Origin of the sequence: Tepidimonas taiwanensis (assembly GCF_020162115.1) — a bacterium.
In the GTDB taxonomy this organism is placed as follows: Bacteria; Pseudomonadota; Gammaproteobacteria; order Burkholderiales; family Burkholderiaceae_C; genus Tepidimonas; species Tepidimonas taiwanensis.
Genome location: NZ_CP083911.1, coordinates 1,091,312 through 1,116,362 on the forward strand (window position 1 = coordinate 1,091,312; position 25,051 = coordinate 1,116,362).

22 protein-coding genes, 2 tRNA genes and 3 pseudogenes are annotated in these 25,051 nt (G+C 68.9%); 19 read left to right on the forward strand and 8 right to left on the reverse strand.

Annotated features, from left to right (window positions below; genetic code table 11):
* Positions 1-67: 67 nt before the first annotated feature.
* The 6 genes and pseudogenes from LCC91_RS05045 to LCC91_RS05070 form a co-directional block, all read right to left on the reverse strand.
* On the reverse strand, positions 68-2,746 hold the full coding sequence (locus tag LCC91_RS05045; protein ID WP_052231764.1) for a [protein-PII] uridylyltransferase: 2,679 nt from the start codon (positions 2,744-2,746) through the stop codon (positions 68-70).
* Between the two features lie 61 nt (positions 2,747-2,807).
* The gene (gene map / locus LCC91_RS05050; RefSeq protein ID WP_043703415.1) at positions 2,808-3,626 is read right to left on the reverse strand and encodes a type I methionyl aminopeptidase; all 819 of its coding nucleotides are present in this window, start codon (positions 3,624-3,626) and stop codon (positions 2,808-2,810) included.
* Positions 3,627-3,650: 24 nt separating this feature from the next.
* Positions 3,651-3,727, reverse strand: a tRNA-Arg gene (locus LCC91_RS05055).
* 14 nt (positions 3,728-3,741) lie between these two features.
* A tRNA-Pro gene (locus LCC91_RS05060) sits at positions 3,742-3,818 on the reverse strand.
* Between the two features lie 45 nt (positions 3,819-3,863).
* Positions 3,864-3,971: pseudogene (locus LCC91_RS05065) on the reverse strand (glutathione S-transferase family protein); the annotation flags it as partial.
* Positions 3,968-4,036: pseudogene (locus LCC91_RS05070) on the reverse strand (glutathione S-transferase family protein); the annotation flags it as partial. The pseudogenes LCC91_RS05070 and LCC91_RS05065, both read right to left, overlap by 4 nt.
* 147 nt (positions 4,037-4,183) lie before the next feature.
* Between LCC91_RS05070 and rimP the strand changes: the two are divergent.
* From rimP to LCC91_RS05110, 8 genes are read left to right on the forward strand one after another with little or no spacing between them, the layout of a single operon-like run.
* The gene (rimP, locus tag LCC91_RS05075; RefSeq protein ID WP_043703303.1) at positions 4,184-4,768 is read left to right on the forward strand and encodes a ribosome maturation factor RimP; all 585 of its coding nucleotides are present in this window, start codon (positions 4,184-4,186) and stop codon (positions 4,766-4,768) included.
* 32 nt (positions 4,769-4,800) lie between these two features.
* Positions 4,801-6,300, forward strand: coding sequence for a transcription termination factor NusA (gene nusA / locus LCC91_RS05080; RefSeq protein ID WP_043703307.1), 1,500 nt, complete (start codon positions 4,801-4,803; stop codon positions 6,298-6,300).
* Positions 6,301-6,328: 28 nt separating this feature from the next.
* Positions 6,329-9,211, forward strand: a complete 2,883-nt coding sequence (infB, locus tag LCC91_RS05085; protein WP_143897740.1) for a translation initiation factor IF-2 — start codon at positions 6,329-6,331, stop codon at positions 9,209-9,211.
* A gap of 11 nt (positions 9,212-9,222) precedes the next feature.
* Positions 9,223-9,597 (forward strand): 30S ribosome-binding factor RbfA, encoded by a 375-nt coding sequence (gene rbfA / locus LCC91_RS05090; protein ID WP_043703313.1) that lies wholly within the window; start codon positions 9,223-9,225, stop codon positions 9,595-9,597.
* Positions 9,594-10,553, forward strand: coding sequence for a tRNA pseudouridine(55) synthase TruB (truB, locus tag LCC91_RS05095; RefSeq protein ID WP_143897738.1), 960 nt, complete (start codon positions 9,594-9,596; stop codon positions 10,551-10,553). The genes rbfA and truB overlap by 4 nt, the downstream gene beginning before the upstream one ends.
* Entirely contained in the window at positions 10,550-12,385 is a 1,836-nt protein-coding gene (typA, locus tag LCC91_RS05100; protein ID WP_043703319.1) for a translational GTPase TypA, read from the forward strand. The genes truB and typA overlap by 4 nt, the downstream gene beginning before the upstream one ends.
* Positions 12,382-12,678, forward strand: a complete 297-nt coding sequence (locus tag LCC91_RS05105) for a hypothetical protein (protein WP_052231765.1) — start codon at positions 12,382-12,384, stop codon at positions 12,676-12,678. Before typA ends, LCC91_RS05105 begins: the two co-directional genes overlap by 4 nt.
* Positions 12,675-13,802: an enoyl-CoA hydratase/isomerase family protein gene (locus LCC91_RS05110; RefSeq protein ID WP_052231766.1), complete on the forward strand. Its 1,128-nt coding sequence runs from the start codon at positions 12,675-12,677 to the stop codon at positions 13,800-13,802. The genes LCC91_RS05105 and LCC91_RS05110 overlap by 4 nt, the downstream gene beginning before the upstream one ends.
* 115 nt (positions 13,803-13,917) lie before the next feature.
* On the opposite strand, the gene smpB is transcribed toward LCC91_RS05110, so the two are convergent.
* On the reverse strand, positions 13,918-14,400 hold the full coding sequence (gene smpB, locus LCC91_RS05115) for an SsrA-binding protein SmpB (RefSeq protein ID WP_043703320.1): 483 nt from the start codon (positions 14,398-14,400) through the stop codon (positions 13,918-13,920).
* 33 nt (positions 14,401-14,433) lie between these two features.
* On the opposite strand from smpB, the gene LCC91_RS05120 reads away from it, so the two are divergent.
* The 11 genes and pseudogenes from LCC91_RS05120 to LCC91_RS05170 all read left to right on the forward strand — a co-directional run bounded on the left by LCC91_RS05120 (position 14,434) and on the right by LCC91_RS05170 (position 22,310).
* A complete protein-coding gene (locus tag LCC91_RS05120; RefSeq protein WP_043703322.1) occupies positions 14,434-14,883 on the forward strand; it encodes a type II toxin-antitoxin system RatA family toxin in 450 nt (149 codons plus the stop codon).
* A complete protein-coding gene (locus tag LCC91_RS05125) occupies positions 14,880-15,218 on the forward strand; it encodes an RnfH family protein (protein WP_043703324.1) in 339 nt (112 codons plus the stop codon). Before LCC91_RS05120 ends, LCC91_RS05125 begins: the two co-directional genes overlap by 4 nt.
* A gap of 56 nt (positions 15,219-15,274) precedes the next feature.
* The gene (gene guaB, locus LCC91_RS05130) at positions 15,275-16,747 is read left to right on the forward strand and encodes an IMP dehydrogenase (RefSeq protein ID WP_043703325.1); all 1,473 of its coding nucleotides are present in this window, start codon (positions 15,275-15,277) and stop codon (positions 16,745-16,747) included.
* Between the two features lie 50 nt (positions 16,748-16,797).
* Positions 16,798-17,034: an AbrB/MazE/SpoVT family DNA-binding domain-containing protein gene (locus tag LCC91_RS05135; RefSeq protein WP_043703420.1), complete on the forward strand. Its 237-nt coding sequence runs from the start codon at positions 16,798-16,800 to the stop codon at positions 17,032-17,034.
* Positions 17,031-17,501, forward strand: coding sequence for a putative toxin-antitoxin system toxin component, PIN family (locus tag LCC91_RS05140; protein WP_043703327.1), 471 nt, complete (start codon positions 17,031-17,033; stop codon positions 17,499-17,501). The genes LCC91_RS05135 and LCC91_RS05140 overlap by 4 nt, the downstream gene beginning before the upstream one ends.
* A 65-nt stretch (positions 17,502-17,566) precedes the next feature.
* Positions 17,567-19,183, forward strand: a complete 1,617-nt coding sequence (gene guaA / locus LCC91_RS05145) for a glutamine-hydrolyzing GMP synthase (protein WP_043703329.1) — start codon at positions 17,567-17,569, stop codon at positions 19,181-19,183.
* Positions 19,184-19,299: 116 nt separating this feature from the next.
* On the forward strand, positions 19,300-19,590 hold the full coding sequence (locus tag LCC91_RS05150; RefSeq protein WP_082007719.1) for a nucleotidyltransferase family protein: 291 nt from the start codon (positions 19,300-19,302) through the stop codon (positions 19,588-19,590).
* Positions 19,587-19,925, forward strand: a complete 339-nt coding sequence (locus LCC91_RS05155) for a HepT-like ribonuclease domain-containing protein (protein WP_043703330.1) — start codon at positions 19,587-19,589, stop codon at positions 19,923-19,925. Before LCC91_RS05150 ends, LCC91_RS05155 begins: the two co-directional genes overlap by 4 nt.
* A gap of 84 nt (positions 19,926-20,009) precedes the next feature.
* Positions 20,010-20,285, forward strand: a pseudogene (locus LCC91_RS05160) (FMN-binding negative transcriptional regulator); the annotation flags it as partial.
* 50 nt (positions 20,286-20,335) lie between these two features.
* A complete protein-coding gene (gene tadA / locus LCC91_RS05165) occupies positions 20,336-21,382 on the forward strand; it encodes a tRNA adenosine(34) deaminase TadA (protein ID WP_052231767.1) in 1,047 nt (348 codons plus the stop codon).
* Between the two features lie 7 nt (positions 21,383-21,389).
* Entirely contained in the window at positions 21,390-22,310 is a 921-nt protein-coding gene (locus LCC91_RS05170) for an LD-carboxypeptidase (protein ID WP_043703332.1), read from the forward strand.
* Positions 22,311-22,442: 132 nt separating this feature from the next.
* On the opposite strand, the gene cphA is transcribed toward LCC91_RS05170, so the two are convergent.
* Positions 22,443-25,037 carry a cyanophycin synthetase gene (gene cphA, locus LCC91_RS05175; RefSeq protein WP_043703334.1) on the reverse strand — a complete coding sequence of 865 codons (2,595 nt, stop codon included), beginning with the start codon at positions 25,035-25,037 and terminating at the stop codon, positions 22,443-22,445.
* Positions 25,038-25,051 lie beyond the last annotated feature (14 nt).

Here is a 25,051-nt window from a genome sequence, read left to right on the forward strand (position 1 = left end):
TCGCACGGGTATCGGGCACCCGCATCGCCGACACCGTCGTGTCGCCACCCCACTATACGCCAGACCCTCAGGGCTCGTCCAGCACCGCCAGCAAATCCTGCGTCAGCTGGGCCTGTTCCCGCTGCACGTGCAGCCCCGGGCCGGTGACGACGAAGGTGTCTTCCACCCGCTCGCCCAGCGTCGTGACCTTCGCCAGCTGCACCTGCACCTGATGGCGCGCGAAGACGGCGGCGATGCGGTACAGCAGCCCCTTGCGGTCGGCGGCGCTCAGGCTCAGCAGCCAGCGCTGGCCCCGCTCGTCCGGCTGCCACTGCACGCGCGGCACGACCGGGAAGCTGCGCACCCGCCGCGACACACGCCCGCGCCCGGGCGGCGGCAGCGGCGTCGATGGGTCGAGCGCGCGCGGCAGGCCGTTTTCCACCATCGCCACCAGCTCCCGGTAATGTTCCGACAGGGTGTCGGTCGTGACCTGGAACGTGTCGAGCGCGTAACCGTCGGCGGTAGTGTGGATCTTCGCGTCGAGGATGGAGAAGCCCGCCTGGTCGAAGTAGCCACAAATGCGCGCGAACAGATCGGGCTGATCCGGGGTGAACACGAGCACCTGCAACCCCTCGCCGGCGGGAGACAGGCGCGCCCGCACCACCGTGGGGGCGCCGGCCCCGGCCGCGCCGGTCTGCGCCAGCGCGCGCGACAGATGCCGCGTGTGCCAGGCGATCTCGTCGGCGCTGTGGCGCATGAAGTAGCCGACGTCCAGCCGTGACCACAGCGACTGGTGGGCCTGGTGCGGCAGCGCGTGCAGGGCCAGCGCCGCGAGCGCCTCGCGCTTGCGGGCTTCGACCTCGGCGTCCGGATCGGGTGCGCCGCCGCCCAGCACGCGCAGCGTCGCGCGGTACAGGTCCTCCAGCAGCTTGGCCTTCCAGCCGTTCCAGACCTTCGGGCTGGTGCCGCGAATATCGGCCACGGTCAGCAGGTACAGGCCCGTGAGGCGGTGCTCGTCGCCCACGCGCCGCGCGAACGCCTCGATCACGGCCGGATCGCTCAAGTCCTCCTTTTGTGCGACGCGGCTCATCGTCAGGTGCTCCGCGACCAGAAAGCGCACCAGTTCCGTGTCCTCTTTCGCAAGCCCGTGCTGACGGGCGAACACCACGACGTCGCGCGCCCCCCGCTCGGAGTGGTCGCCGCCGCGGCCCTTGCCGATGTCGTGGAACAGCGCCGCCAGGTACAGCACCCACGGCTTGTCCCAGCCCGCGGCCAGCTGCGAGCAGAAGGGGTACTCGTGCGCGTGCTCCGGCATGAAGAAGCGCCGCATATTGCGCAGCACCATCAGGATGTGCTGGTCCACGGTGTAGACGTGGAACAGGTCGTGCTGCATCTGCCCGACCGTGTTGCGGAACGGCCAGAGGTAGCGCCCGAGCACCGAGGTCTGGTTCATCAGCCGGAACGCGTGCGTGATCCCCTGCGGCTGCTGCAGGATCTGCACGAAGGTGCGGCGGTTGACGGGGTCGCGGCGAAACGCCGAATTCATCACCGCACGCGCGTTGTAGAGCGCGCGCAGCGTGCGCGCCGACAGGCCCTTGATGCCCGGGATCTGCTGGTAGAGCAGGAAGGTTTCGAGGATTGCGTGCGGCTCGCGCCAGTACAGGTCGTCACTCGCGACTTCCAGCAGGCCGTCTTTGTCGAAAAACCGTTCGTTGAGGCGCCGGGGCTGGCGGTTGCCGCGCTCGTCGCGCTCCAGGCGTTCTTGGATGTTGAGCAGCAGGATCTGGTTGAGCTGCGTCACCGCCTTGGCGGCCCAGTAGTAGCGTCGCATCAGCCGCTCGCTGGCCCGACGCGCCCGACGCGCGGTCAGCTCGCGGTTGCCTTCCGTGCCGACACCCTCCGCTTCGATGCCGAAGGAGGTGGCCAGCGCCGTCTGCAGGTCGAACACCAGCCGGTCCTCACGCCGGCGCGCGATCACGTGCAATCGGGCGCGGATCAGGCTCAGGAACGCCTCGTTGGCCTTGAGCTGGCGCGCCTCGCGTGCCGTCGCCAGCCCCCGGCGGGCGAGCTCGTCCCACGTGTGCCCCAGCCCCGCGGCCTTGGCCACCCACAGGATCACCTGCAGATCGCGCAGGCCGCCGGGTGATTCCTTGCAGTTGGGCTCCAGCGCGTACGGGGTGTTTTCGTAGCGCTGGTGGCGCTGCTGCATCTCGAAAATCTTGGCGCGGCAGAAGGTGCGCGCGTCGATGTGCTCGGCCATCGCCCGGGCCAGGGCGCCGAAACGCTCCCGGCTGCCGGCGAGCCAGCGGCCCTCCAGCAACGCCGTTTGCACCGAGATGTCGGCGGCCGCTTCCTGCAGGCATTCGGGAACCGTGCGCACGCTGGAGCCGATTTCGAGCCCCACGTCCCAGCACTGGCCGATGAAGCGCTCCAGCGCCGCTTGCACGGTCGGGTCCGCGTCCGGGCGCATCCCGTCGGGCAGCAGCACGAGCACGTCGACGTCAGAATACGGGAACAACTCGCCGCGGCCATAGCCGCCAACCGCCACCAGCGCCGCCGTGGGCGGTAACCCCGCGTGCGCCCAGAGCGTGTGCAGCACTTCGTCGGTCAGACGGCTGAGCCGCCGCAGCCAGCCGCGCACGCCCCGCGAGCGACCGGGCAACGCTTCGATCGCGGCCAGCACCGCGGCCTTGCCGTCGCGGTAGCGCTGGCGCAGCGCGGTCAGATCCAGTGCGGTGGGCGGGGTGGAAGCGGAGGGGGAGCGCATGACGCAAGCGCAAGCAAGCGTTGGGCCAGCCACGCCGCACCGGTCCGCGGGCACCGCGCCGTCACGCCTCCGATGCGGCCGGGGTGACGAACGCCGGCGGCGCGGGCATGCCCGGTGAGCAGGTCAGCACCTCGTAGCCGTCCTCGGTACACAGCACCGTGTGCTCCCACTGGGCGGAGAGCGACCGGTCCTTGGTGACGATGGTCCAGCCGTCACCCAGCTCGCGGATCTCGCGCCGGCCCTGGTTGATCATCGGCTCGATCGTGAAGGTCATGCCGGGTTGCAGCACCATTCCGGTGCCCGGCCGCCCATAGTGCAGAACCTGCGGGTCCTCGTGGAACTTGCGGCCGATGCCGTGGCCGCAGAACTCCCGCACCACGCTGTAGCCCGCGGCTTCCGCATAGCTCTGGATCGCGTGCCCGATGTCGCCCAGGTGCACGCCGGGGCGCACCATCGCGATGCCTTTCCACATCGCCTCGTAGGTGATCTGGCACAGCCGCCGCGCGTGCGGCGCGACGTCGCCGACGAAGAACATGCGGCTGGTGTCGCCGTGCCAGCCGTCCTTGATGACCGTCACGTCGATGTTGACGATGTCGCCTTTCTTGAGCGGCTTGTCGTTCGGGATGCCGTGGCAGACGACGTGGTTGACCGAGGTGCAGATGCTCTTGGGGTAGGGCGTGTAGCCGCTGGGTGCGTAGTTCAGCGGTGCCGGCACGGCGCGCTGCACGTTGACGATGTAGTCGTGCGCGAGCCGGTCCAGCTCGTTGGTGGTGACGCCCGGGCGCACGTAGGGCGCGAGGTAGTCGAGTACCTCGGCCGCAAGCCGCCCTGCGGTGCGCATGCCTTCGATGCCGGCGGCATCCTTGATGGTGACTGTCATGGCGTCGTTGCGTGCGTGGGCGGCTGGCCCGTCCGGAGGGGCTCGAACCCCCGACCCACGGCTTAGAAGGCCGTTGCTCTATCCAGCTGAGCTACGGACGGCAGGGGTGAATGGATGGTCGGAGCGAAAGGATTCGAACCTTCGACCCTCTGCTCCCAAAGCAGATGCGCTACCAGACTGCGCTACGCTCCGACGACAGGCGGCGATTGTACCGGGTCATTGCGTCCGACGCAGGCGTCACGGCTTGGCCGCCTGCGCCGTGCCGAAGAGCACCTGCCGCGCGCGATCGTCCAGTGGCTTGCGCGCATCGGCCAGCACCGCCAGCCCGCGCTGCACCGCCGGCCGCATTCGTCCAGCGCGATATGGACCTTGTGTCCGTTCGGGGTCGGCCAGGAATAGACGTCGATCATGGGCAGGGCCTCCGCTGGCAAAAGAGGGGGTTGGGCGGTACACAATCGCAGACCGCGGTGCTAGAATAGCAGCTCACGACCGAATGGGCGGGTGCACACCGGCCCATTTTTTTTGGTCACGCAACTTCGAGGGTGGACGCAGCGCGCATGGGTTGGCAACAGGTGATCGAGCAGACGGTGGTCGGGCTCGGGTATGAGCTGGTGGATCTGGAGCGGTCCACCGGGGGGCTGCTGCGCGTGACGATCGACTGGCCGTGGGACCCGGCGGCGCCGCAGGAGCGCTACATCACCGTCGACGACTGCGAGCGCGTCACGCGTCAGCTGCAGTACGTGTTGGAAGTCGAAGGCGTGGATTACAAGCGGCTGGAGGTCGGCTCACCCGGCATCGACCGGCCGCTGCGGCAGCCGCGCGACTACGAACGCTTCGTCGGTGAGGTGGTGGACGTCACGCTGCGCGCGCCGATCGGCGCGGCGGCGGGCGGGGCGGTGGCGCCCGGCCGCAAGAAATTCCGCGGCACGCTGCGCGCCGGTGAGGCCCCGGGGACGTGGCAGCTCGAACTCCTCGAAGACGAAGCGGCCCCGCCGGGCGGCGCCAAACCCGCACGTCGGCGCGGCGAACCCACCACCGTGCAGGTGCTCGGGTTCACGCTCGACGAGGTGCGGGAGGCGCGGCTGGCGCCCATCGTGGATTTCAAGGGACGGCGTGCGCGCGGCGCTGCCGGCCAGGGATGACACAAGCAGGCAGTGAAAGGTAGGCCAGAGCCATGAATCGCGAAATGTTGATGTTGATCGATGCCATCTCGCGCGAGAAGAACGTCGAGCCCCGCGTCGTGCTGGGGGCGGTGGAGTCCGCGCTCGCATCGGCCACCAAGAAGCTGCTGGGCGGCGACGTGGATGTCCGCGTCTCGATCGACCCGGACACCGGTGCGTATGAGACGTTCCGCCGCTGGAAGGTCGTGCCGGACGAAGCCGGGTTGCAGAATCCGGACGCCGAGGAGCTGTACTCGGACGTCGTCGACGAATACCCGGGCATCCAGGTCGGCGACGTGATCGAAAAACCGATCGAGAGCGTGCCCATCGGGCGCATCGGCGCGATGGCGGCCAAGCAGGTCATCCTGCAAAAGATCCGTGACGCCGAGCGCGAAATGCTGCTCAACGACTTCCTCTCGCGTGGCGACAAGATTTTCGTCGGCACGGTCAAGCGCCTGGACAAGGGCGACGTGATCGTCGAGAGCGGCCGTGTCGAAGGGCGCTTGAAGCGCAGCGAAATGATCCCGAAGGAGAACTTCCGCACCGGCGACCGCGTGCGCGCGCTCATCATCGAGGTCGACCCGACGCTGCGCGGCGCGCCGATCCTGCTGTCGCGCGCGTCGCCGGCGTTCATGATCGAACTCTTCCGTCAGGAGGTGCCGGAGATCGAGCAGGGGCTGCTGGAGATCAAGGCGTGTGCGCGTGACCCGGGTAGTCGGGCCAAGATCGCGGTGCTGTCGCACGACCGCCGCATCGACCCGATCGGCACCTGCGTCGGTGTGCGCGGCTCGCGCGTCAACGCGGTCACCAACGAGCTCTCCGGCGAGCGCGTCGACATCGTGCTGTGGAGCGACGACCCGGCACAGTTCGTCATCGGCGCGCTCGCGCCGGCCAACGTGCAGTCCATCGTCGTCGACGAGGAGCGCCACGCGATGGACGTCGTGGTGGACGAGGAAAACCTCGCGATCGCGATCGGCCGTGGCGGCCAGAACGTCCGATTGGCCTCCGAGCTGACGGGCTGGAAGATCAACATCATGACGGCGGAAGAGTCGGCGGCGAAGCAGGCGCAGGAGCGCCAGGCGCTGCGCGAGCTGTTCATGAGCAAGCTCGACGTCGACGAGGAAATCGCCGACATCCTGATCGAGGAAGGCTTCAGCAGCCTGGAGGAGGTGGCCTATGTGCCGCTGCAGGAAATGCTCGAAATCGAAGCCTTCGACGAGGACACCGTCAACGAGCTGCGCGCCCGCGCCAAGGACGCGCTGCTGACGATGGAAATCGCCAAGGAAGAGAGCGTCGAGGAAGTCTCGCAGGACCTGCGCGACTTGGAAGGCCTCAACACCGACCTGATCGCCAAGCTCGCCGAGGCCGGCGTGCACACGCTCGACGACCTGGCGGACCTGGCGGTCGACGAACTGATGGACATCACGGGGCAAAGCCGCGAGGAAGCGACGGCCCTGATCATGAAGGCGCGCGAACACTGGTTCGCCGACGACGCGTCGGACGCGCGTTCATGAGCAGCCCAGCCGAGGAGAAGGACACCCTATGTCGAGCAACACCGTCGCCGAATTCGCCGCCGAACTCAACAAACCCGTCTCGCTGCTGCTGGAGCAGTTTGCCGCCGCCGGGGTCACCAAGCACGCCGGGTCCGATCCCGTCACCGAAGCGGACAAGCAGCGGCTGCTCGCGCACCTGAAGGCCGCCCACGGCACGCAGGGGCAGGAGCGGCGCAAGATCACGCTGACCAAGCGCTCCACGACCGAGATCAAGCAGGCGGACGCCACTGGGCGGGCGCGCACCATCCAGGTGGAGGTGCGCAAGAAGCGCACCTTCATCAAGCGCGACGAGGACGCGGGCACGGAAGGTGCCGGTGAGCGCAGCGCCGATGCCGCAGCGGCTGCAGCCGAAGAGGCGGCCCGCGCCGCCGAGCTGGCGCGCCGCGAGGAAGAAGCCCGGCTGCAAGCCGAAAAGCTGCGCCAGGAAGAGGAAGCGCTGGCCCGTCAGCGCCGCGAGCGCGAGGAAGCCCAGGCCCGCGCGGCCGAGGAAGCGCGCCTGGCGCGCGAGGCGGCCGAGGCCCGCGCCCGCGCCGAACGCGAGGCGATGGCCGCCCGTGCGGCGGTGACGGAGACAGCCGGCGGGGCAACGACCGAACCCGCGGCCGAGGCTCCGGCCGCCGACGCGGCCCGCGAAGCGGCCGAGCGGGCCGAGGCCGAACGCGCCGAGCGCGCGCGCCTGGAAGCGGAGCGCGCTGCCGAAGAGGCCCGCGCGCGCGAGCTTGAGGAGCGCCGTCGCAAGGCACTGGCCGAAGCGGAAGCGATCCGCGCCATGATGGCCCAGCCGCGCAAGGTGCTGGTGGCCAAGAAGCCGGAAGAGCCCAAGCCCGCGGCACCGGCCGAAGCCCGCCCTGGCCTCAAGGGCACGCTGCACAAACCCGCGGCCACACCCGGCAAGGCCGCCGCGACCCCGGCACCCGCGCCCGCGAAGAAGGAAATCAAGTCTGAGGCGCTGTCGTCTTCTTGGAAGGACGAAGCCGGCAAGAAGAAGGAGCTGAAAACCCGCGGCGACAGCGGCGCAGGCCGCGGCGGCAGCAACTGGCGCGCCGGCCCCAAGGGCAAGCCCGGAAAGGGTGGGCGCGACGAGCGCTCGTCGGCCCCGGCCGCGGTGGAGCAGCGCGTCATCGAAGTGCACGTGCCCGAGACGATCACCGTGTCGGAGCTGGCGCACAAGATGGCACTCAAGGCGTCCGAGGTCATCAAGGTGCTGATGAAGCTCGGCCAGATGGTCACCATCAACCAGTCGCTGGATCAGGACACCGCGATGATCGTGGTCGAGGAGCTCGGCCACAAGGCCGTGGCCGCGGCGCTGGACGACCCGGAGGCGTTCTCGGAAGAGGAAGCCGTGCTGTACCAGGGCGAGGCCAAGCCCCGCCCGCCGGTGGTCACGGTGATGGGCCACGTGGACCACGGCAAGACCTCGCTGCTCGACTACATCCGCCGCGCCAAGGTGGCCGCGGGCGAGGCCGGTGGCATCACGCAGCACATCGGGGCCTACCACGTGGAAACCCCGCGCGGCGTCGTCACGTTCCTCGACACGCCGGGTCACGAAGCCTTTACCGCGATGCGTGCCCGTGGCGCGCAGGCGACCGACATCGTCATCCTGGTCGTGGCGGCTGACGACGGCGTGATGCCGCAGACGCGTGAGGCCATCAAGCACGCCAAGGCCGCCGGCGTGCCGATCGTCGTGGCGCTGACGAAGATCGACAAACCCGACGCCAACCCGGAAAAGGTCAAGCAGGAGCTGGTCGCCGAGGAGGTCGTGCCCGAGGAGTACGGTGGCGACTCGCCCTTCATCGGCGTGTCGTCCAAGACCGGGCAGGGGATCGACGAACTGCTGGAAAACGTCCTGCTGCAGGCCGAGATCCTCGAGCTCAAGGCACCGGTGGACGCCAAGGCCAAGGGCCTGGTGATCGAGGCGCGCCTGGACAAGGGGCGCGGCCCGGTGGCCACCGCCCTCGTGCAATCGGGCACGCTGCGCGTCGGCGACGTCGTGCTCGCCGGCCAGACCTACGGCCGCGTGCGCGCGATGCTCGACGAGAACGGCCGCCCGGTCAAGGAAGCCGGCCCGTCGATTCCCGTGGAGATCCAGGGCCTGGCCGAGGTGCCGCAGGCGGGCGACGAGTTCATGGTGATGGCCGACGAGCGCCGCGCGCGCGAAATCGCCACCTACCGCGCGGGCAAATACCGCAGCACCAAGCTTGCCAAGCAGCAGGCCGCCAAGCTCGAGAACATGTTCGCCGAGATGGCGGCGGGCGAAGTCAAGACGCTGCCGATCATCATCAAGGCGGACGTGCAGGGCTCGCAGGAGGCGCTGTCAGCCGCGTTGCTCAAGCTCTCGACCGACGAGGTGCGGGTGCAGCTCGTCTACGCCGGTGTCGGCGGCATCAGCGAGTCGGACGTCAACCTGGCGATCGCCTCGCGGGCGGTCATCATCGGCTTCAACGTGCGCGCGGACGCCAATGCGCGCAAGGTGGCCGAAGCCAACGACGTCGAGATCCGCTACTACAACATCATCTACGACGCGGTGGATGACGTGAAGGCGGCGATGGCGGGGCTGCTGGCGCCGGAGAAGCGCGAGGAGGTCATCGGCATGGCCGAGATCCGCAGTGTTTTCGTCGCCTCCAAGATCGGCACCGTGGCGGGCTGTATGGTCACCCAGGGCTACGTCACGCGCAGCGCGCACTTCCGCCTCATTCGCGACAACGTGGTGGTCTACACCGGCGAGCTGGAGTCGCTCAAGCGCTTCAAGGACGACGTGCGCGAGGTCAAAGAAGGCTTCGAGTGCGGCATCAAGCTCAAGAACTACAGCGACATCAAGGAAGGCGATGTGCTGGAGTTCTTCGAGATCAAGGAAGTCGCCCGCACGCTGTGAGGATCACCCCGATGGTGCGACGCAAGATCCCCAACCGCGGCCTGAAGGTGGCCGATCAGATCCAGCGCGACTTGAGCGAGCTCATCCCGCGCGAGCTCAAGGACCCGCGCATTGGCATGGTCACGATCCAGGCGGTGGAGGTGACGCCCGATTACGCCCACGCCAAGGTGTATTTCAGCGTGCTGGTCGGTGACCCCCAGGAAACCGAGGAGGCCCTCAACCAGGGGGCGGGGTTCCTGCGCAACGCGCTGTTCAAGCGGCTGCACATCCACACCGTGCCGACGCTGCACTTCATCTACGACCGCTCGATCGAGCGCGCGGCCGACATGAACGCGCTGATCGCGAAGGCCGTCGCCTCGCGCGGCAAGGACGAGGACGCGACATGACGGCCGAGCCCCGTGCACGGGTGCCGCGGCGCCCCGTGCACGGGGTGCTGCTGCTCGACAAACCGGTGGGCCTGTCGGCGCAAACGGCGGTCTCGCGCGCCAAAGGGATGCTCGCCGCCGAAAAGGCCGGCCACACCGGCACGCTCGACCCGCTGGCCAGCGGCCTGTTGCCGGTGTGCTTCGGCGCGGCCACGAAGTTTGCGCAGCTGCAGCTCGACGCCGACAAGGCCTACGAGGCGACGCTGCGCCTGGGCGTGCGCACCACCACCGGCGACGCGGAAGGAGACGTGGTGACCGTCGCCCCCGTGGATGCGGTGATGCTCGCGCCCGAGCGGCTGCGGGCGCTGGCGCAGCGCTTTACCGGCGAGATCGAGCAGATTCCCCCGATGCACAGCGCGCTCAAAAAGGACGGCAAGGCGCTGTACGAATACGCGCGCGCCAGCATCGAGGTCGAGCGCGCCCCGCGCCGGGTCACGATCCACGCATTGACCCTCGAGCCCGTCGCCGATGATCCGGCCGCGCTGCGCCTGACGGTGCGCTGCAGCAAAGGCACCTACGTGCGCACGCTGGCCGAGGATATCGGCGCCGCGCTGGGTTGTGGCGCACACCTGCTGTCGCTGCGCCGCACCGCCACCGGCGGCCTGTCGCTCGACGACGCCATCACCTTGGACGCGCTGCAAGCCCTGCCGCCCGAGGAGCGCCAGCGGCACCTGTTGCCCACCGAAGCGCTGCTGCGCGGACTGCCCACGGTCGCGCTCGGCGAGCGCGACGCGGGGCGGTTTTTGAGCGGCCTGCGCCGCCGCGGCCCCTGGCCGGATGCGGCGCTGGTGGCCGTCTTTGGCGAGCGGCCGCGTGCCCTGCTGGGCACGGCGCGCTGTGTCGCCGGCGAACTGATCCCGGTGCGGCTGCTGTCGCCCACCGAAATTGCCCAATCCCTGCAACCGAGTTTCCCATGAGCACCCGTCCCCCGATCCGCAATATCGCGATCATCGCCCACGTCGACCACGGCAAAACGACCCTCGTGGACCAGCTGCTGCGCCAGAGCGGCACCTTCCGCGAGAACCAGGCCGTAGGCGAGCGCGTGATGGATAGCAACGACCTCGAACGCGAGCGCGGCATCACGATCCTTGCGAAGAACTGTGCCGTGCGCTGGCAGGGCACGCACATCAACATCGTCGACACCCCCGGTCACGCGGACTTCGGCGGCGAGGTGGAGCGGGCGCTCTCCATGGTCGATGGCGTGCTGCTGCTGATCGACGCGCAGGAAGGCCCGATGCCCCAGACGCGCTTCGTGACCAAGAAGGCGCTGGCGCTGGGGCTCAAGCCCATCGTCGTCGTCAACAAGGTCGACAAGCCCGGCGCGCGACCGGACCACGTCATCAACGCCGCGTTCGACCTCTTCGACAAGCTGGGGGCGACGGACGAGCAGCTCGACTTCCCCGTGGTGTACGCCTCGGGCCTCAACGGCTGGGCCTCGCTCACCGAAGGCGAGCCCGGCCAGGCGTGGGGCACCGACATGGCGCCGCTCTTCGAGACGATCCTGCGGCACGTGCCCGAACACCGCGGCGACCCGGCGGCCCCGCTGCAACTGCAGATCTCGTCGCTGGACTATTCGTCCTACGTTGGGCGCATCGGCGTCGGACGCATCAACGCGGGCACGATCCGCGGCGGCATGGAGGTGCTGGTGTGTGAGGGGCCGGACGGTCCCCGCCGCAAGGGCCGCATCAACCAGGTGCTGACCTTCGAGGGGCTGGAGCGCGTGCTCACCGACAGCGCCGGCCCCGGCGACATCGTGCTGATCAACGGCATCGAGGACATCGGCATCGGCGTGACGGTGTGCGACCCGCTCGATCCGCGGCCGCTGCCGATGCTCAAGGTCGACGAACCGACGCTGACGATGAATTTCTGCGTCAACACCTCGCCGCTGGCGGGGCGTGAGGGCAAGTTCGTCACCAGCCGGCAAATCTGGGACCGCCTGCAGCGCGAGCTGCAAAGCAACGTCGCGCTGCGCGTGCGCGAGACGGGCGAGGACGGCGTGTTCGAAGTCTCCGGCCGGGGCGAGCTGCACCTGACGATCCTGCTCGAGAACATGCGCCGCGAGGGCTACGAGCTGGCCGTGTCCAAGCCGCGCGTGGTGTTTCAGGAAATCGACGGCGTGCGGCACGAGCCCATCGAACTGCTCACCGTGGACATCGAGGAACCGCACCAGGGGGCCGTGATGCAGGCGCTGGGTGAGCGCAAGGGCGAGCTGGTCAACATGGAGCCCGATGGGCGCGGGCGCGTGCGGCTCGAATACCGCATCCCGGCGCGCGGGCTGATCGGCTTTCAGACCGAGTTCCTCAACCTCACGCGCGGCACCGGGTTGATGTCCAACATCTTCGACGGCTACGAGCCGTACAAGGGCGAAATCGGCGGGCGCAAGAACGGCGTGCTCATCAGTCAGGACGACGGCGAGATCGTCACCTACGCGCTGGGCAAGCTGGACGACCGCGGGCGGATGTTCGTGCGCCCCGGTGACCCGGTGTACGAGGGCATGATCGTCGGCATCCACAGCCGCGACAACGACCTCGTCGTCAACCCGGTGCGCACCAAGCAGCTCACCAACTTCCGCGCCAGCGGCAAGGACGACGCGATCAAGCTCACGCCGCCGATCGACCTGACGCTGGAGTACGCGGTCGAGTTCATCGAAGACGACGAGCTGGTCGAAATCACGCCCAAGAGCATCCGCCTGCGCAAGCGCTACCTGAAGGAGCACGAGCGCAAGCGCGCCAGCCGGGAGGGGGCGTGACGCTGCCGCTGGCGTGGCCGCTGCGCGCCAGCGCGCACGACGTGGCGTGGCTCGCCGGGCTGGGGCTGGGGCAGCTCGCCGTGCCGTGTGTGCTGGCGGTGGTGCGCGCGCGCGTGCTCAAACCGGCGGAGGTCTCGCTGCTCGGCCTGCTGGAGATGTTGTTCGGCATCGCGCTGGCGTGGCTGGGCGCGGGTGAGGTGCCGGCACCCGCGGTGTGGCAGGGCGGGGCGCTGGTGCTCGGGGCGCTGCTGGCAAACTTGTGGCTGACCTATCGCAAGGAGATGACCCGATGACCGATGCATCGCATGCCCATGTCCATATCGAGCGCACCGCCAACGGGGTGGGGCGCATCACGCTGCAGCGGCCGCGCGCGCTCAACGCCCTCGACATCGGGATGATCCGCGCGCTCGCCGACGCGCTGCGCGCGTGGCGTGACGACCCCGGTATCGTCGCGGTGGCCATCCGCGGCAGCGGCAAGGAGGGGCCGTTCGGGGCGTTTTGTGCGGGTGGCGATATTCGCTTCTTCCACCAGGCGGCGCTGGCCGGTGACGCGCGGCTGGAGGATTTCTTCACCGAGGAGTACGCCCTCAACCACCTGATCTTCACCTACCCCAAGCCGTACCTGGCGTTCATGGACGGGATCGTGATGGGCGGTGGGATGGGCATCAGCCAGGGCGGCTCGTGTCGCATCGTCACCGAACGCACGAAGATGGCGATGCCCGAGACCAACATCGGGCTGTTTCCGGACGTCGGGGGCGGGTATTTCCTCGGCCGCTGCCCGGGGCATGTCGGCGAATACCTGGGCCTGACCGGTGCCGTGATCGGGGCCGACGCGGCGGTGGCGTGGGGGCTGGCCGACGTGGTGGCACCGGCGGCCGACCTGCCGCGGGCGTGGGAGGCGCTGGCGACGATGCCGGGTACTACCTCCGACGCCTTTGCCACGTGCTGGCGGGACTGGATGCAACAGGCGGGTTGGCGGTTCTCCGGTGAGCGCACGGTCGCGCCCCTCGCCGCGGAGGTGGAAGCCGCGTTCGGCGCGCCGACCGTGGCCGGGATCGTCGAGCGCCTGCAGGCCGCCGGGACGGAGGCCGCAGCCGACGCGCTCACCCTGCTGCGCCAGCGCAGCCCGCTGATGCTGCACGTGGTGCTGGAGCAGATCCGCCGCGCCCGCACGCTGTCGCTGGCCGACGATTTGCGCCTGGAGCGCGACATGGTGCGGCACTGCTTTCACCCGCATCACCTCGGGCGCGGCCCCGCCCAGAGCGAGACGGTGGAGGGCATCCGCGCGCTCGCGGTGGACAAGGACCACCAGCCGCGCTGGAACCCCGCGCGCATCGAGGACGTCACGCCCGCGATGGTGGAGGGCTTCTTCGTCAGCCCCTGGCCCGCCCACGCGCACCCGCTGCGCGATCTCTGAACCACCGGCTGGGGCCGTCCGGCGTGGGGTAGGGAGCGGTGTCCCGCCGCCCCCTGCCCGAATATCGCGCGTACTGCCCCGGCGTCGCCGGTGGGACTTCGGGCGCGGCTTCCCGCTAGCGCAGGCGCTGCTTCATCGCGCGCTCGACCTCGCGTTTGCCTTCGCGCTCCTTGATCGTGTCGCGCTTGTCGTGTTGCGCCTTGCCGCGCGCCAGCGCGATTTCACACTTGACGCGACCGTTCTTCCAGTGCAGGTTCAGCGGCACGAGGGTGTAGCCCTTTTGCTCCACCTTGCCGATCAAGCGCCGGATCTCCGCCTTGTGCATCAGCAGCTTGCGCGTGCGGTCGCTGTCCGCGCGGATGTGGGTGGAGGTGCTGCGCAGCGGGTGGATCAGGCAGCCGATCAGGTACAGCTCCCCGTCGCGCACGACGACGTAGCCCTCGGTGATCTGCACCTTGCCTTCGCGGATGGCCTTGACCTCCCACCCCTGCAGCACGATGCCGGCTTCGTGCCGCTCTTCGATGTGGTAGTTGAAAAACGCCTTTTTGTTTTCGGCGATGCGGCCGTCGGTGGCGGTTTTGGGCTTGGTGGCGGACATGGGACCTACAATCGCGGCAGGGCCGACGATTGTATGAAACCCAAGACCGTCCGCAAGTCCGTCCTCGTCTGGCACAGCCCGCACGAAATGTTCGAGCTGGTCAGCGACGTGGAACACTATCCCGACTTTCTGCCGTGGTGTGAGTACGGCCGTGTCGTCGAGCGCACGCCCGACGGCATGGTGGCCACCATCGGCATGGCCTTCGGCGGCGTGCACAAGCACTTCACCACACGCAACGTGCACGAGCCCGACCGCCACATCCACCTGCAGCTCGTCGAAGGGCCGTTCTCCCAACTGGAGGGGGACTGGCGCTTCACCCCCGTCGGGGACGACAGCCAGCGTGCGTGCCGCATCGACTTTGCGCTCGTGTACGGGTTTTCCAGCAGCGTGCTGGCGGCGCTGGTCGGGCCGGTGTTCGACCGCGTCGCCGACTCGCTAGTGGACGCCTTCGTCAAACGCGCCGACCAGGTGTACGGCGCATGAGGGCTGAGGCCGGCGCCTGCGTGCGCGTCACCGTCGTCTGGTCGCCGGGACCGCAAGACGTGCGCGAGCACACCGTGACGCTGCCGCAGGGCGCCACTGCGGCGCAAGCGGTGCGGGAGACCGGCTGGGCCGACGCGATCGCGGCGCTGGAGGCCGATCCACGCGCGCTCAGCATCTGGGGCCGGCGCGTACCGCCCGACACCGTGCTGCGCGACGACGACCGCGTCGAAGTCACGCGGGCGCTGCGCGTGGACCCCAAGGTCGCGCGGCGCGAGCGCTTCCGCCAGCAGGGCGCGCGGGCGGCGGGGTTGTTTGCGCGCCGCCCACGGCGGTGAGCATGGAGCGGCGGCGCAGGACCGGCGAATACAATACGCTTTTTGGAGCCATCCCCATGCGCCTGCTCGGAAAAGCGTTGACGTTCGACGACGTTCTGCTGGTGCCCGCGTACTCGCAGGTCCTGCCCAAAGACACGTCGCTCGCCACCCGTTTCACCCGCGATATCACGCTCAACCTGCCGCTCGTATCGGCGGCGATGGACACCGTCACCGAGGCGCGCCTCGCGATCGCCATCGCGCAGGAGGGTGGTATCGGCGTCATCCACAAGAACCTCTCGGTCGCGGAGCAGGCCGCGCAGGTGGCCAAGGTCAAGCGTTACGAATCCGGTGTCCTGCGCGACCCGGTCGTCATCACGCCGGACACGACCGTGCGGCAGGTGGCCAAGCTCTCGGACGAGCTGGGCGTGTCGGGCTTTCCGGTGGTCGAGGGCGGCAAAGTCGTCGGCATCGTCACCGGGCGCGACCTGCGCTTCGAGACGCGCATGGACGCCCCCGTGCGCGAGATCATGACCCCGCGCGAGCGGCTCGTCACCGTCCCCGAAGGCACGACGCCCGAGGCCGCGAAGGCGCTGCTCAACAAGCACAAGCTCGAGCGCCTGCTGGTCGTCAACGACGCCTTCGAGCTCAAGGGGCTCATCACCGTCAAGGACATCACGAAGCAGCTCAACTTCCCCAACGCGGCGCGCGACGAGAACGGCCGCCTGCGGGTGGCGGCGGCGGTCGGCGTCGGCCCGGGGACGGAGGAGCGCGTCGAGGCGCTGGTGCGTGCCGGGGTCGACGCCATCGTCGTGGACACCGCGCACGGCCACAGCAAGGGCGTCATCGACCGTGTGCGCTGGGTCAAGCAGCACTACCCGCAGGTGCAGGTGGTCGGCGGCAACATCGCCACCGGCGAAGCCGCGCGCGCCCTGGTCGATGCGGGTGCCGACGCGGTCAAGGTCGGCATTGGGCCGGGGTCCATCTGCACCACGCGCATCGTCGCAGGCGTGGGCGTGCCGCAGATCACGGCGATCGACAACGTCGCGCAGGCGCTCAAGGGCAGCGGCGTGCCGCTGATCGCCGACGGCGGGATCCGCTACTCCGGCGACATCGCCAAGGCGCTGGCCGCGGGTGCGCACAGCGTGATGATGGGCGGCATGTTCGCCGGCACCGAAGAAGCGCCCGGTGAGGTCATCCTGTACCAAGGCCGCAGCTACAAGAGCTACCGCGGCATGGGCTCGATCGGCGCGATGAAAGCCGGCAGCGCCGACCGCTACTTCCAGGAAAACGACGAGACCGCCAACCCCAACGCCGACAAGCTCGTCCCCGAGGGCATCGAGGGGCGCGTGCCCTACAAAGGCTCGGTCGTTGCGATCATCTTCCAGATGGCCGGCGGCATCCGCGCGGCGCTGGGCTACTGCGGCTGCGCCACCATCGCCGAGCTGCACGACAAGGCGGCATTCGTCGAGATCACCGCCGCCGGTATCCGCGAGAGCCACGTCCACGACGTGCAGATCACCAAGGAAGCGCCGAACTACCGGCTGGATTGAGTCACCCCCCGGCCGGCATCGGTGTTGCGTCGAAACCAGTGGAGATGGCCGTGCTGACCAAGCTGACGAGCAAAAACCAGATCACGTTACCGCGGTCGGTGTTGGCCCGATGCCCGGCGGCTGAGTATTACGACGTTAGCGTGGAGAACGGCCGCATCGTGCTGACGCCGGTTCAGCTCACGCACATGGACAAGGTGTGGGACAAACTCGAAGCACTGGGCTTGACCGAGGAGGATCTTGACGCCGCTGTGCAGTGGGGACGCGGTTCGGCGGCTGACCGATCATGACGGCGGGTTCAACTGCGGCACCGCGCGTCGTTTTCGACACGAACGTCGTCTTGTCGGCGCTGTTGTTTCGTGCGGGCCGGTTGGCACCATTGCGCTTGGCGTGGCAAACGGGACGGATCATCCCGGTCGTTTGCCGCCAGACCGTTCAGGAAGTTTCGCGCGTGCTCGCATACCCGAAATTTCGTTTGACTGCACCAGAGATTGGCGTGGTGCTCGCGGAGTGGTTGCCGCATGCACAGGCGCATCCGTTACCCGCCGGTGCCAACGACGCACAACGCAAAGGACTGGTGTGCCGCGATCCACACGATCAAATCTTTTTGGAACTCGCGTTCGATGCTCATGCGGACGCCCTGGTCACGGGTGACGATGATCTTTTGACCTTGGCGCCCGCCGCCCAGGCCATGGGTTGCTTTGCCATTCTGACACCCGCACAGATGATCGGGACCATGCCGCGACGATCGGGCTGAGCCGCCCCCGGTTGCTGACCGGATGTCTCGATCTCCAACGGACACCGCATTCCCTCCACTCGCTTATGCAACACGACAAAATCCTCATCCTGGACTTCGGCTCGCAGGTGACGCAGCTGATCGCGCGCCGTGTGCGCGAGGCGCACGTCTACTGCGAGGTGCACCCCTGCGACGTCAGCAGTGAGTGGGTGCGCCAGTACGCCGCGGACGGACGGCTCAAGGGCATCATCCTCTCGGGCAGCCACGCCAGCGTCTACGAGGTGGACGACAAGGCGCCGGATGCGGTCTTCGAACTCGGCGTGCCGGTGCTGGGCATCTGCTACGGGATGCAGACCATGGCGCAGCAGCTGGGCGGCCGGGTCGAGGCGGGGCAGACGCGCGAGTTCGGCTACGCCGAGGTGCGCGCGCGCGGTCATACGGCGCTGTTGCGCGACATCGCCGACTTCCACACGCCCGAAGGGCACGGGATGCTGAAGGTTTGGATGAGCCACGGCGACAAGGTGGTCGAGATGCCACCGGGCTTCAAGCTCATGGCCAGCACCGACGCGTGCCCCATCGCCGGCATGGCGGACGAGACCCGGCGCTTCTACGGCGTGCAGTTCCACCCGGAGGTCACGCACACGGTGCAGGGCCGGGCGATCCTGGAGCGCTTCGTGCTCGACATCTGCGGGGCCAAGCCCGACTGGATCATGCGCGACCACATCGAGGAGGCGGTCGCCGCCATCCGCGAGCAGGTGGGCGACGAAGAGGTCATCCTCGGCCTGTCGGGCGGGGTGGATTCGTCCGTGGCGGCGGCGTTGATCCACCGCGCCATCGGCGACCAGTTGACCTGCGTCTTCGTCGACCACGGCCTGCTTCGCCTGCACGAGGGCGACATGGTGATGGACATGTTCGCCGGCAAGCTGCACGCCAAGGTCATCCGCGTCGACGCGAGCGACCTGTTCCTGCGCGAGCTCGCCGGTGTCACCGATCCGGAGCAAAAGCGCAAGATCATCGGCCGCCTGTTCGTCGACGTCTTCAAGGCCGAGGCCGAAAAGCTCAAGGCCGCGCGCCCGGGCTCCAAGGGCGCGCAGTGGCTCGCGCAAGGCACGATCTACCCCGACGTCATCGAGTCCGGTGGCGCCAAGAGCAAAAAAGCCGTCACCATCAAGAGCCATCACAACGTCGGCGGCCTGCCAGAGCAACTCGGCCTGAAGCTGCTGGAGCCCCTGCGCGACCTGTTCAAGGACGAGGTGCGCGAGTTGGGCGTGGCGCTGGGCCTGCCGCACGACATGGTGTACCGGCACCCCTTCCCGGGGCCGGGGCTGGGCGTGCGTATCCTGGGTGAGGTCAAGAAAGAGTACGCCGACCTGCTGCGCCGCGCGGATGCCATCTTCATCGAGGAGTTGCGCTCGACGCTGGAGCCCAACACCGGCAAACCGTGGTACGACCTGGTCAGCCAGGCTTTTGCGGTCTTCCTGCCCGTCAAGAGCGTGGGCGTGATGGGCGACGGCCGCACCTACGACTACGTCGTGGCACTTCGCGCCGTGCAGACAAGCGACTTCATGACCGCCGACTGGGCCGAACTCCCCTACAGCCTGCTCAAGCGCGTCTCCAGCCGCATCATCAACGAGGTGCGCGGCATCAACCGCGTCACCTACGACGTCAGCTCCAAACCACCGGCGACGATCGAGTGGGAGTGAACCCTCCGGGGGGATGACCGCCTGGTTGGTATCGTGCAGTCGGCGACGCCTAGCGGGAGTTTGGGGTTTATCATGAAAAGGGTTTCGATTCGCCCGTTCATGATGGAGGCACGCCGATGAGACCTTCCGTTGCCCTTGACCAAAAACGTGAGGCCGTGCGCGCAGCAGTCGGTCGGTTTCGCGTGGCGAATCCGCGTGTCTTTGGGTCGGTCCTCCATGGCGCCGACCGGGAAGGCAGTGATCTGGACTTGTTGGTGGATGCCCTTCCCGGTACGACCCTGTTCGATCTGGGTGATCTGCAAGGAGAACTGGAAGCCTTGCTCGGGGTGCGGGTCGAAGTACTGACACCGGGGGATCTGCCACTCCGATTCCGCCAACAGGCACTGGCGCAGGCTAGGCCCCTATGACGCCGAGTCGCCTGGACGACTACCTCGCTCACATGCGACAGGCGGCGGCCGACGCGTGCGGCTTTGTCGAAGGCATGAGGAAGGATGACTTTCTGGCGGACAAGCGCACGCAACAGGCGGTCATCATGAGCCTCCTCATCATCGGCGAGGCAGCCACCAAGATCATGGACGGCTACGCGGCATTCGCCGAGCAGAATCCGGAGGTGCCGTGGCGCGCGATGCGCGGCATGCGCAACCGTATCGCCCATGGTTACTTCGAGATCAACCTGGAGGTGGTTTGGGACACGGTTCAGATCGCGCTCCCGGATTTGCTGGAACGACTGCGTAAGATATGACCCCCAGGTTGGGCTCGCAAAGCATTTCTTTGTGGTGTCGTGGGTGAACGCGGCGCGATCGTCCACTACTGCTACACTGGTCGGATGTACCTGCCACCACAGTTTCGCTGTGACGATCCCGCCATCGCAGCCGAGCTGATGCGTGCGCACCCGTTTGCCAGCCTCATCAGCGCGGACCACGACGGTCTGCCGTTCGTGACCCACCTTGCGCTGCACCTGCAGGAGCATGAGGGCGGCTGGGTCCTGTTGGGTCACGTCGCCAAAGGCAATCCGCACGGGCGGCATCTGCAGGCGCGGCCCTGGGCAGTGGTGACATTTCTGGGACCCCACGCTTATTTGGCGCCCGCCGTCTATCTGGACCGTAAGGACCGCTTGGGTCTGCCGCGCGAACAGTCACCCGACGCCACGATGTGACAACCCAGGACGAACTCCACATGGCCGAGGCGCTGGCGCTGGCGCGCCGGGCGGCCGAGCGCGGCGAGGTGCCGGTCGGTGCCGTGGTCGTTCACGCGGGGCGTGTCATCGGCCGTGGGCACAACCAGCCGGTGGCGAGCCATGATCCCACGGCGCACGCCGAAATCGTCGCGCTGCGCGAGGCGGCCCAGGCGCTGGGCAACTACCGGCTGGAGGGCTGCACGCTGTATGTGACGGTGGAGCCGTGCCCGATGTGCGCGCAGGCAGCGCTGCACGCACGGCTGGCGCGCGTGGTGTACGGGGCGCCGGAGCCGCGCACCGGGGCGGCGGGCTCGGTGGTCGATCTGTTTGCCGACCGGCGCCTCAACGCCCACACCACCGTGCAGGGCGGGGTGATGGCCGAGGCGGCCGCGGCGCTGATGCAGGCATTTTTCCAACGTCGGCGGGCGAGCCAACGCGCCAGTGCGCAACCGCTGCGCTCGGACGCACTGCGCACACCCGACGCGGCGTTCGCGGCCGTTTGGCAGCGGGCGCAGGCGTTGGGGATTCCGGTGACCGCCTCGCACACACGGCAAGATTTGCCCGCACTGGCGGGACTGCGCCTGCACTGGCTGGACGTGGGGCCCGCCGATGCGCCGCTGCCGTGGGTGTGCCTGCACGGACCGGATGCGTGGTGGCCGCAGTGGTTGCCCTGGCTGGTCGGCGCGCGCGAACGTGGCGAGCGCTGCCTCGTGCCCGATCTAATCGGCTTTGGCCAGAGCGACAAGCCGAAGAAGACAGCGTGGCACACGCCGCAGCGCCATGCGGCCGTGCTGGCCGAATGGCTGGAGGCGCTGGGTGTGGGGGCGTGCCGGCTGGCGCTGGCGCCCGGCGCGGACTGGCTGTTGCCCGCGTTGCAGGCCACGCTGGGGCCGCGGCTGCACGGCGTCACCCCGGTGGGGCCCGACGCGCTGCTGCCCCCGGCGGCGGACTGGCTGGGAGCGCCGTTTCCCGACCGGGGCCACCGAGCGGGGCCGCAGGCGCTGGCGGCGCTGGCTGGATAATCGCGTGATGGCGCATCTTTACGTGTATTCCCCCAGCGGCGCGGTGCGTGACCGGGCTGCGTTCCGGCGCGCGCTGCGGCGGTTGGAGGCCGCCGGCCACGCGGTCGAAGTAGATCCGGCTGTATTGGCCAGCCACCAGCGCTTTGCCGGGGACGACGAGACGCGGCTCGCCGCGATCGGCCGGGCGGCCGCAAGCGGCGCCGATATCGCGCTGACCACACGCGGCGGCTATGGCCTGACGCGCCTGCTGCCGCGCCTGCCGTACGACGCGATCGCCGCGTCGGTCGAGCGCGGCATGGCCTGGGTGGGCTTGAGTGACTTCACCGCGATGCAGATGGCCGTGCTGGCGCAACGGGGCACGCTCACCTGGGCAGGCCCGGCGCTGATGGAGGACTGGGCCACCGACACGCCGGACGAGATCACGATGGCGTGTTTCGACGACCTCGCGCAAGGCGTGGGGGAGGGGACGGGCTGGCGGCTGCCGCTGGCGGACCTGCGCGCGTATCCCGCGCTGGCGCAGGCGTGGCACCTGCACGACGCCGTTCTGTGGGGCGGCAACCTGTCGATCCTCGCGGGTCTTGTGGGCACACCCTACCTGCCGGCCGTGGTGGACGGGGTGCTCTTTTTGGAGGACGTCGGCGAACACCCGTATCGCATCGAGCGGCTGCTGACGCAACTGCTGCTCGCCGGGGTACTCGGCCGCCAGCGGGCGATCCTGCTGGGCGCGTTCAACCGCTTCACGCTCACGCCGCACGACCGGGGTTTCCGGCTCGCCACGGTGGTCGATTGGCTGCGCGCGCAGCTGCCGGACGTGCCGGTGCTCACGGGCCTGCCGTTTGGGCATGTCCCGACCAAGGTGATCCTGCCGGTCGGCCGCCGCATCGAGGCGGTGGTCCAGGAGCGCGAGGTGCTGCTGTTCTGGGACTGAAGCACGCCGCGCTGCGCGTCGCACACCTTTCGCTGAAGGCAGCCGGGGTGCTGCCGACGGTTGGGCCTGCCTCCCCAACCGCTTCGGCGTCGCAGCCCGTGGGAAGGCGCTCTGATGCTGGCTGCCGCCGCTTCAGCCTGCCGCCGCAGGCGCTTTGTCGGCTTGCGCCACCCGCCGCGCGATGTGCGCCAAGGCTTCCTCCACCTGATCGACGAGGATCAGGCACAGATCGCCCGGCTGCAGGCGCGCCAGCGCCGTGTCGATGGCCACGAACTCGCCGCGGATGGCCGTTTGCCAGCGGGTCTTCGGCGCACCCTGCAGGCCCTGCTGCAGCAGCGCGATGACCTCGCCGTCGGCGCGGCCGCGCTGGCACGCGTCTTCGAACAGCACCACTTCGTCGAACACCTGGCCGATCAGCCGGGCCTGGTCCACGATGTCCTGATCCCGCCGGTCGCCGGCGGCGCTGATAACCACCACCCGCTTGCCGGCCGGCATCGCCTCGACGGCGCGGCACAGCGCGGCAATCGCGTCCGGGTTGTGGCCGTAGTCGGCGATCAGCGTCGCACCGCGGTAGGTGAACCGGTTGAATCGCCCGGGGACGGTGTGGGCATCCGCCGTGAAGGTCTCCAGCCCGCGCGCGATTGCCTCCCACGGCACGCCGACGGCCCAGGCCGCGGCGATGGCGGCCATGGTGTTTTCGACCTGAAAAGCGATCGCCCCGCCTTCGGTGAGCGGAATCTGCGCCAGCGGCACCCGGACCTGCCACCCGCCTTCGGCCGCGACGATGTGGCCGTCCTCCACGAACACGACGCGCTTGCCCAATGCCCGGTGGGTGGCGATCACGGGATGGTGCGCCGACGGGCCGAAATACGTGATCTGCCCGGCGCAGAACTCCGCCATCGCCACGCAGTGCGGATCGGCCGCGTTGAGCACCGCCATGCCGCCGACCGGGACGTTTTGCACGATCACGCGCTTGAGGACGCTGACATCCTCCACGGTCGTGATGTAGTTCAGGCCCAGGTGGTCGCCCGTACCGATGTTGGTGACGACCGCCACCTGACAACGGTCGAACGCCAGCCCCTCGCGCAGGATGCCCCCGCGCGCGGTTTCCAGCACCGCCGCGTCCACATCCGGGTGCGCGAGCACCCGGCGCGCGCTCTTGGGGCCGCTGCAGTCGCCGCTGTCGATTTGCCGGCCGTTGACGTACACCCCGTTGGTGTCGGTAAAGCCCACGCGCCAGCCGCGCTGCCGCAGCAGGTGCGCGGTCAGCCGCACGGTGGTGGTCTTGCCATTGGTGCCGGTGACGGCGATGAGCGGAATGCGGCCATCCTCGCCCGGCGGGAACATGTGGTCGATGATCGCCTTGCCGACGTTGCGCCCCTTGCCGAACGAGGGGCTCAGGTGCATGCGCAGCCCCGGGGCGGCGTTGACCTCGACGATGCCCCCTTGCTGCGCCTCCAGCGGCTGCACGACGCTTTGGCACACCACGTCCACCCCGCACACGTCCAGCCCCACCGTGACGGCGGCGGCCACCGCCCGCTGCGCGACGAGCGGGTGCACCTCGTCGGTGACGTCGGTGGCGGTACCGCCGGTGGAGAGGTTGGCGTTGTTGCGCAGCACCACGCGCATGCCGCGCGGCGGTACCGATTCGGGCGTCAAACCTTGCTGCGCGAGCCGGTCGATGGCGATGTCATCGAGCCGGATGCGGGTCAGGGGCGTGGCATGCCCGTCGCCGCGGCGCGGATCGGCGTTGACCGCGTCCACGAGTTCCCGCACCGTGTGCACGCCATCGCCGATGACCAGCGGCGGATCGCGCCGGGCGGCCGCCACGAGCTGGCGCCCGACCACCAGCAGGCGAAAGTCGATGCCGGGCAGGTAGCGCTCGACCATCACCTCGCTGCCGTAGTGGCTGGCCGCCTCGAAGGCCGCCAGCACCTGCTCGCGCGTCTGGATGTTGACCGTCACGCCTTTGCCCTGGTTGCCGTCGCGGGGCTTGACGACGACGGCGCCCCCCAGCTCCTGCGCCGCGCGCCACGCGTCTTCGGCGTCGCGCACGGGCCGCCCGAGCGGCACCGGCACGCCGGCGGCGTGCAGCAGCTTTTTGGTCAGTTCCTTGTCCTGGGCGATGGACTCGGCAATCGCGCTGGTCGTGTCGCACTCCGCCGCCTGGATGCGGCGCTGCTTGCTGCCCCAGCCGAGCTGCACGAGGCTGCCCGTCGTCAGGCGCCGGTAGGGGATGCCGCGCGCCACGGCCGCTTCGACGATGGAGCCGGTGGAGGGGCCCAGGCGCAGGTCCTCGTCCAGCTCCTTCAAGCGCGCGATCGCACCCGGCGTGTCGAACGGCCGGTCATCGCGCGCCGCCTGTAGCAACGCCACAGCGGTCTCGAAGGCCAGGCGGCCGACTTCCTCGACCGTGTACTCGATGACGACTTGGTACACGCCACCCTCGGGCGCGGCGATGGTGCGGCTGAAGCTCACCGGGCAGCCCGCCAGCGTCTGCAGCGCCAGGGCGCAGATCTCCAGCGCGTGCGCCATCGTGACCACGCCGTCCGCGGTCGGTTCCGGCAACACGCCCAGCTCCGGAAAGCGTTCGCGCAGCCGCTCTTCGAAGTGGGGGAGCTGATGCAAATCCAACTCGGGCGGCTCGCAGCGGACGGTGGCTTCGATGGCCGTGTAGCGGCTCCACAGGTTGGGGCCGCGCAGGGCCCGCAGGCGGATGATGTCCATGGCGATGGGCGGGG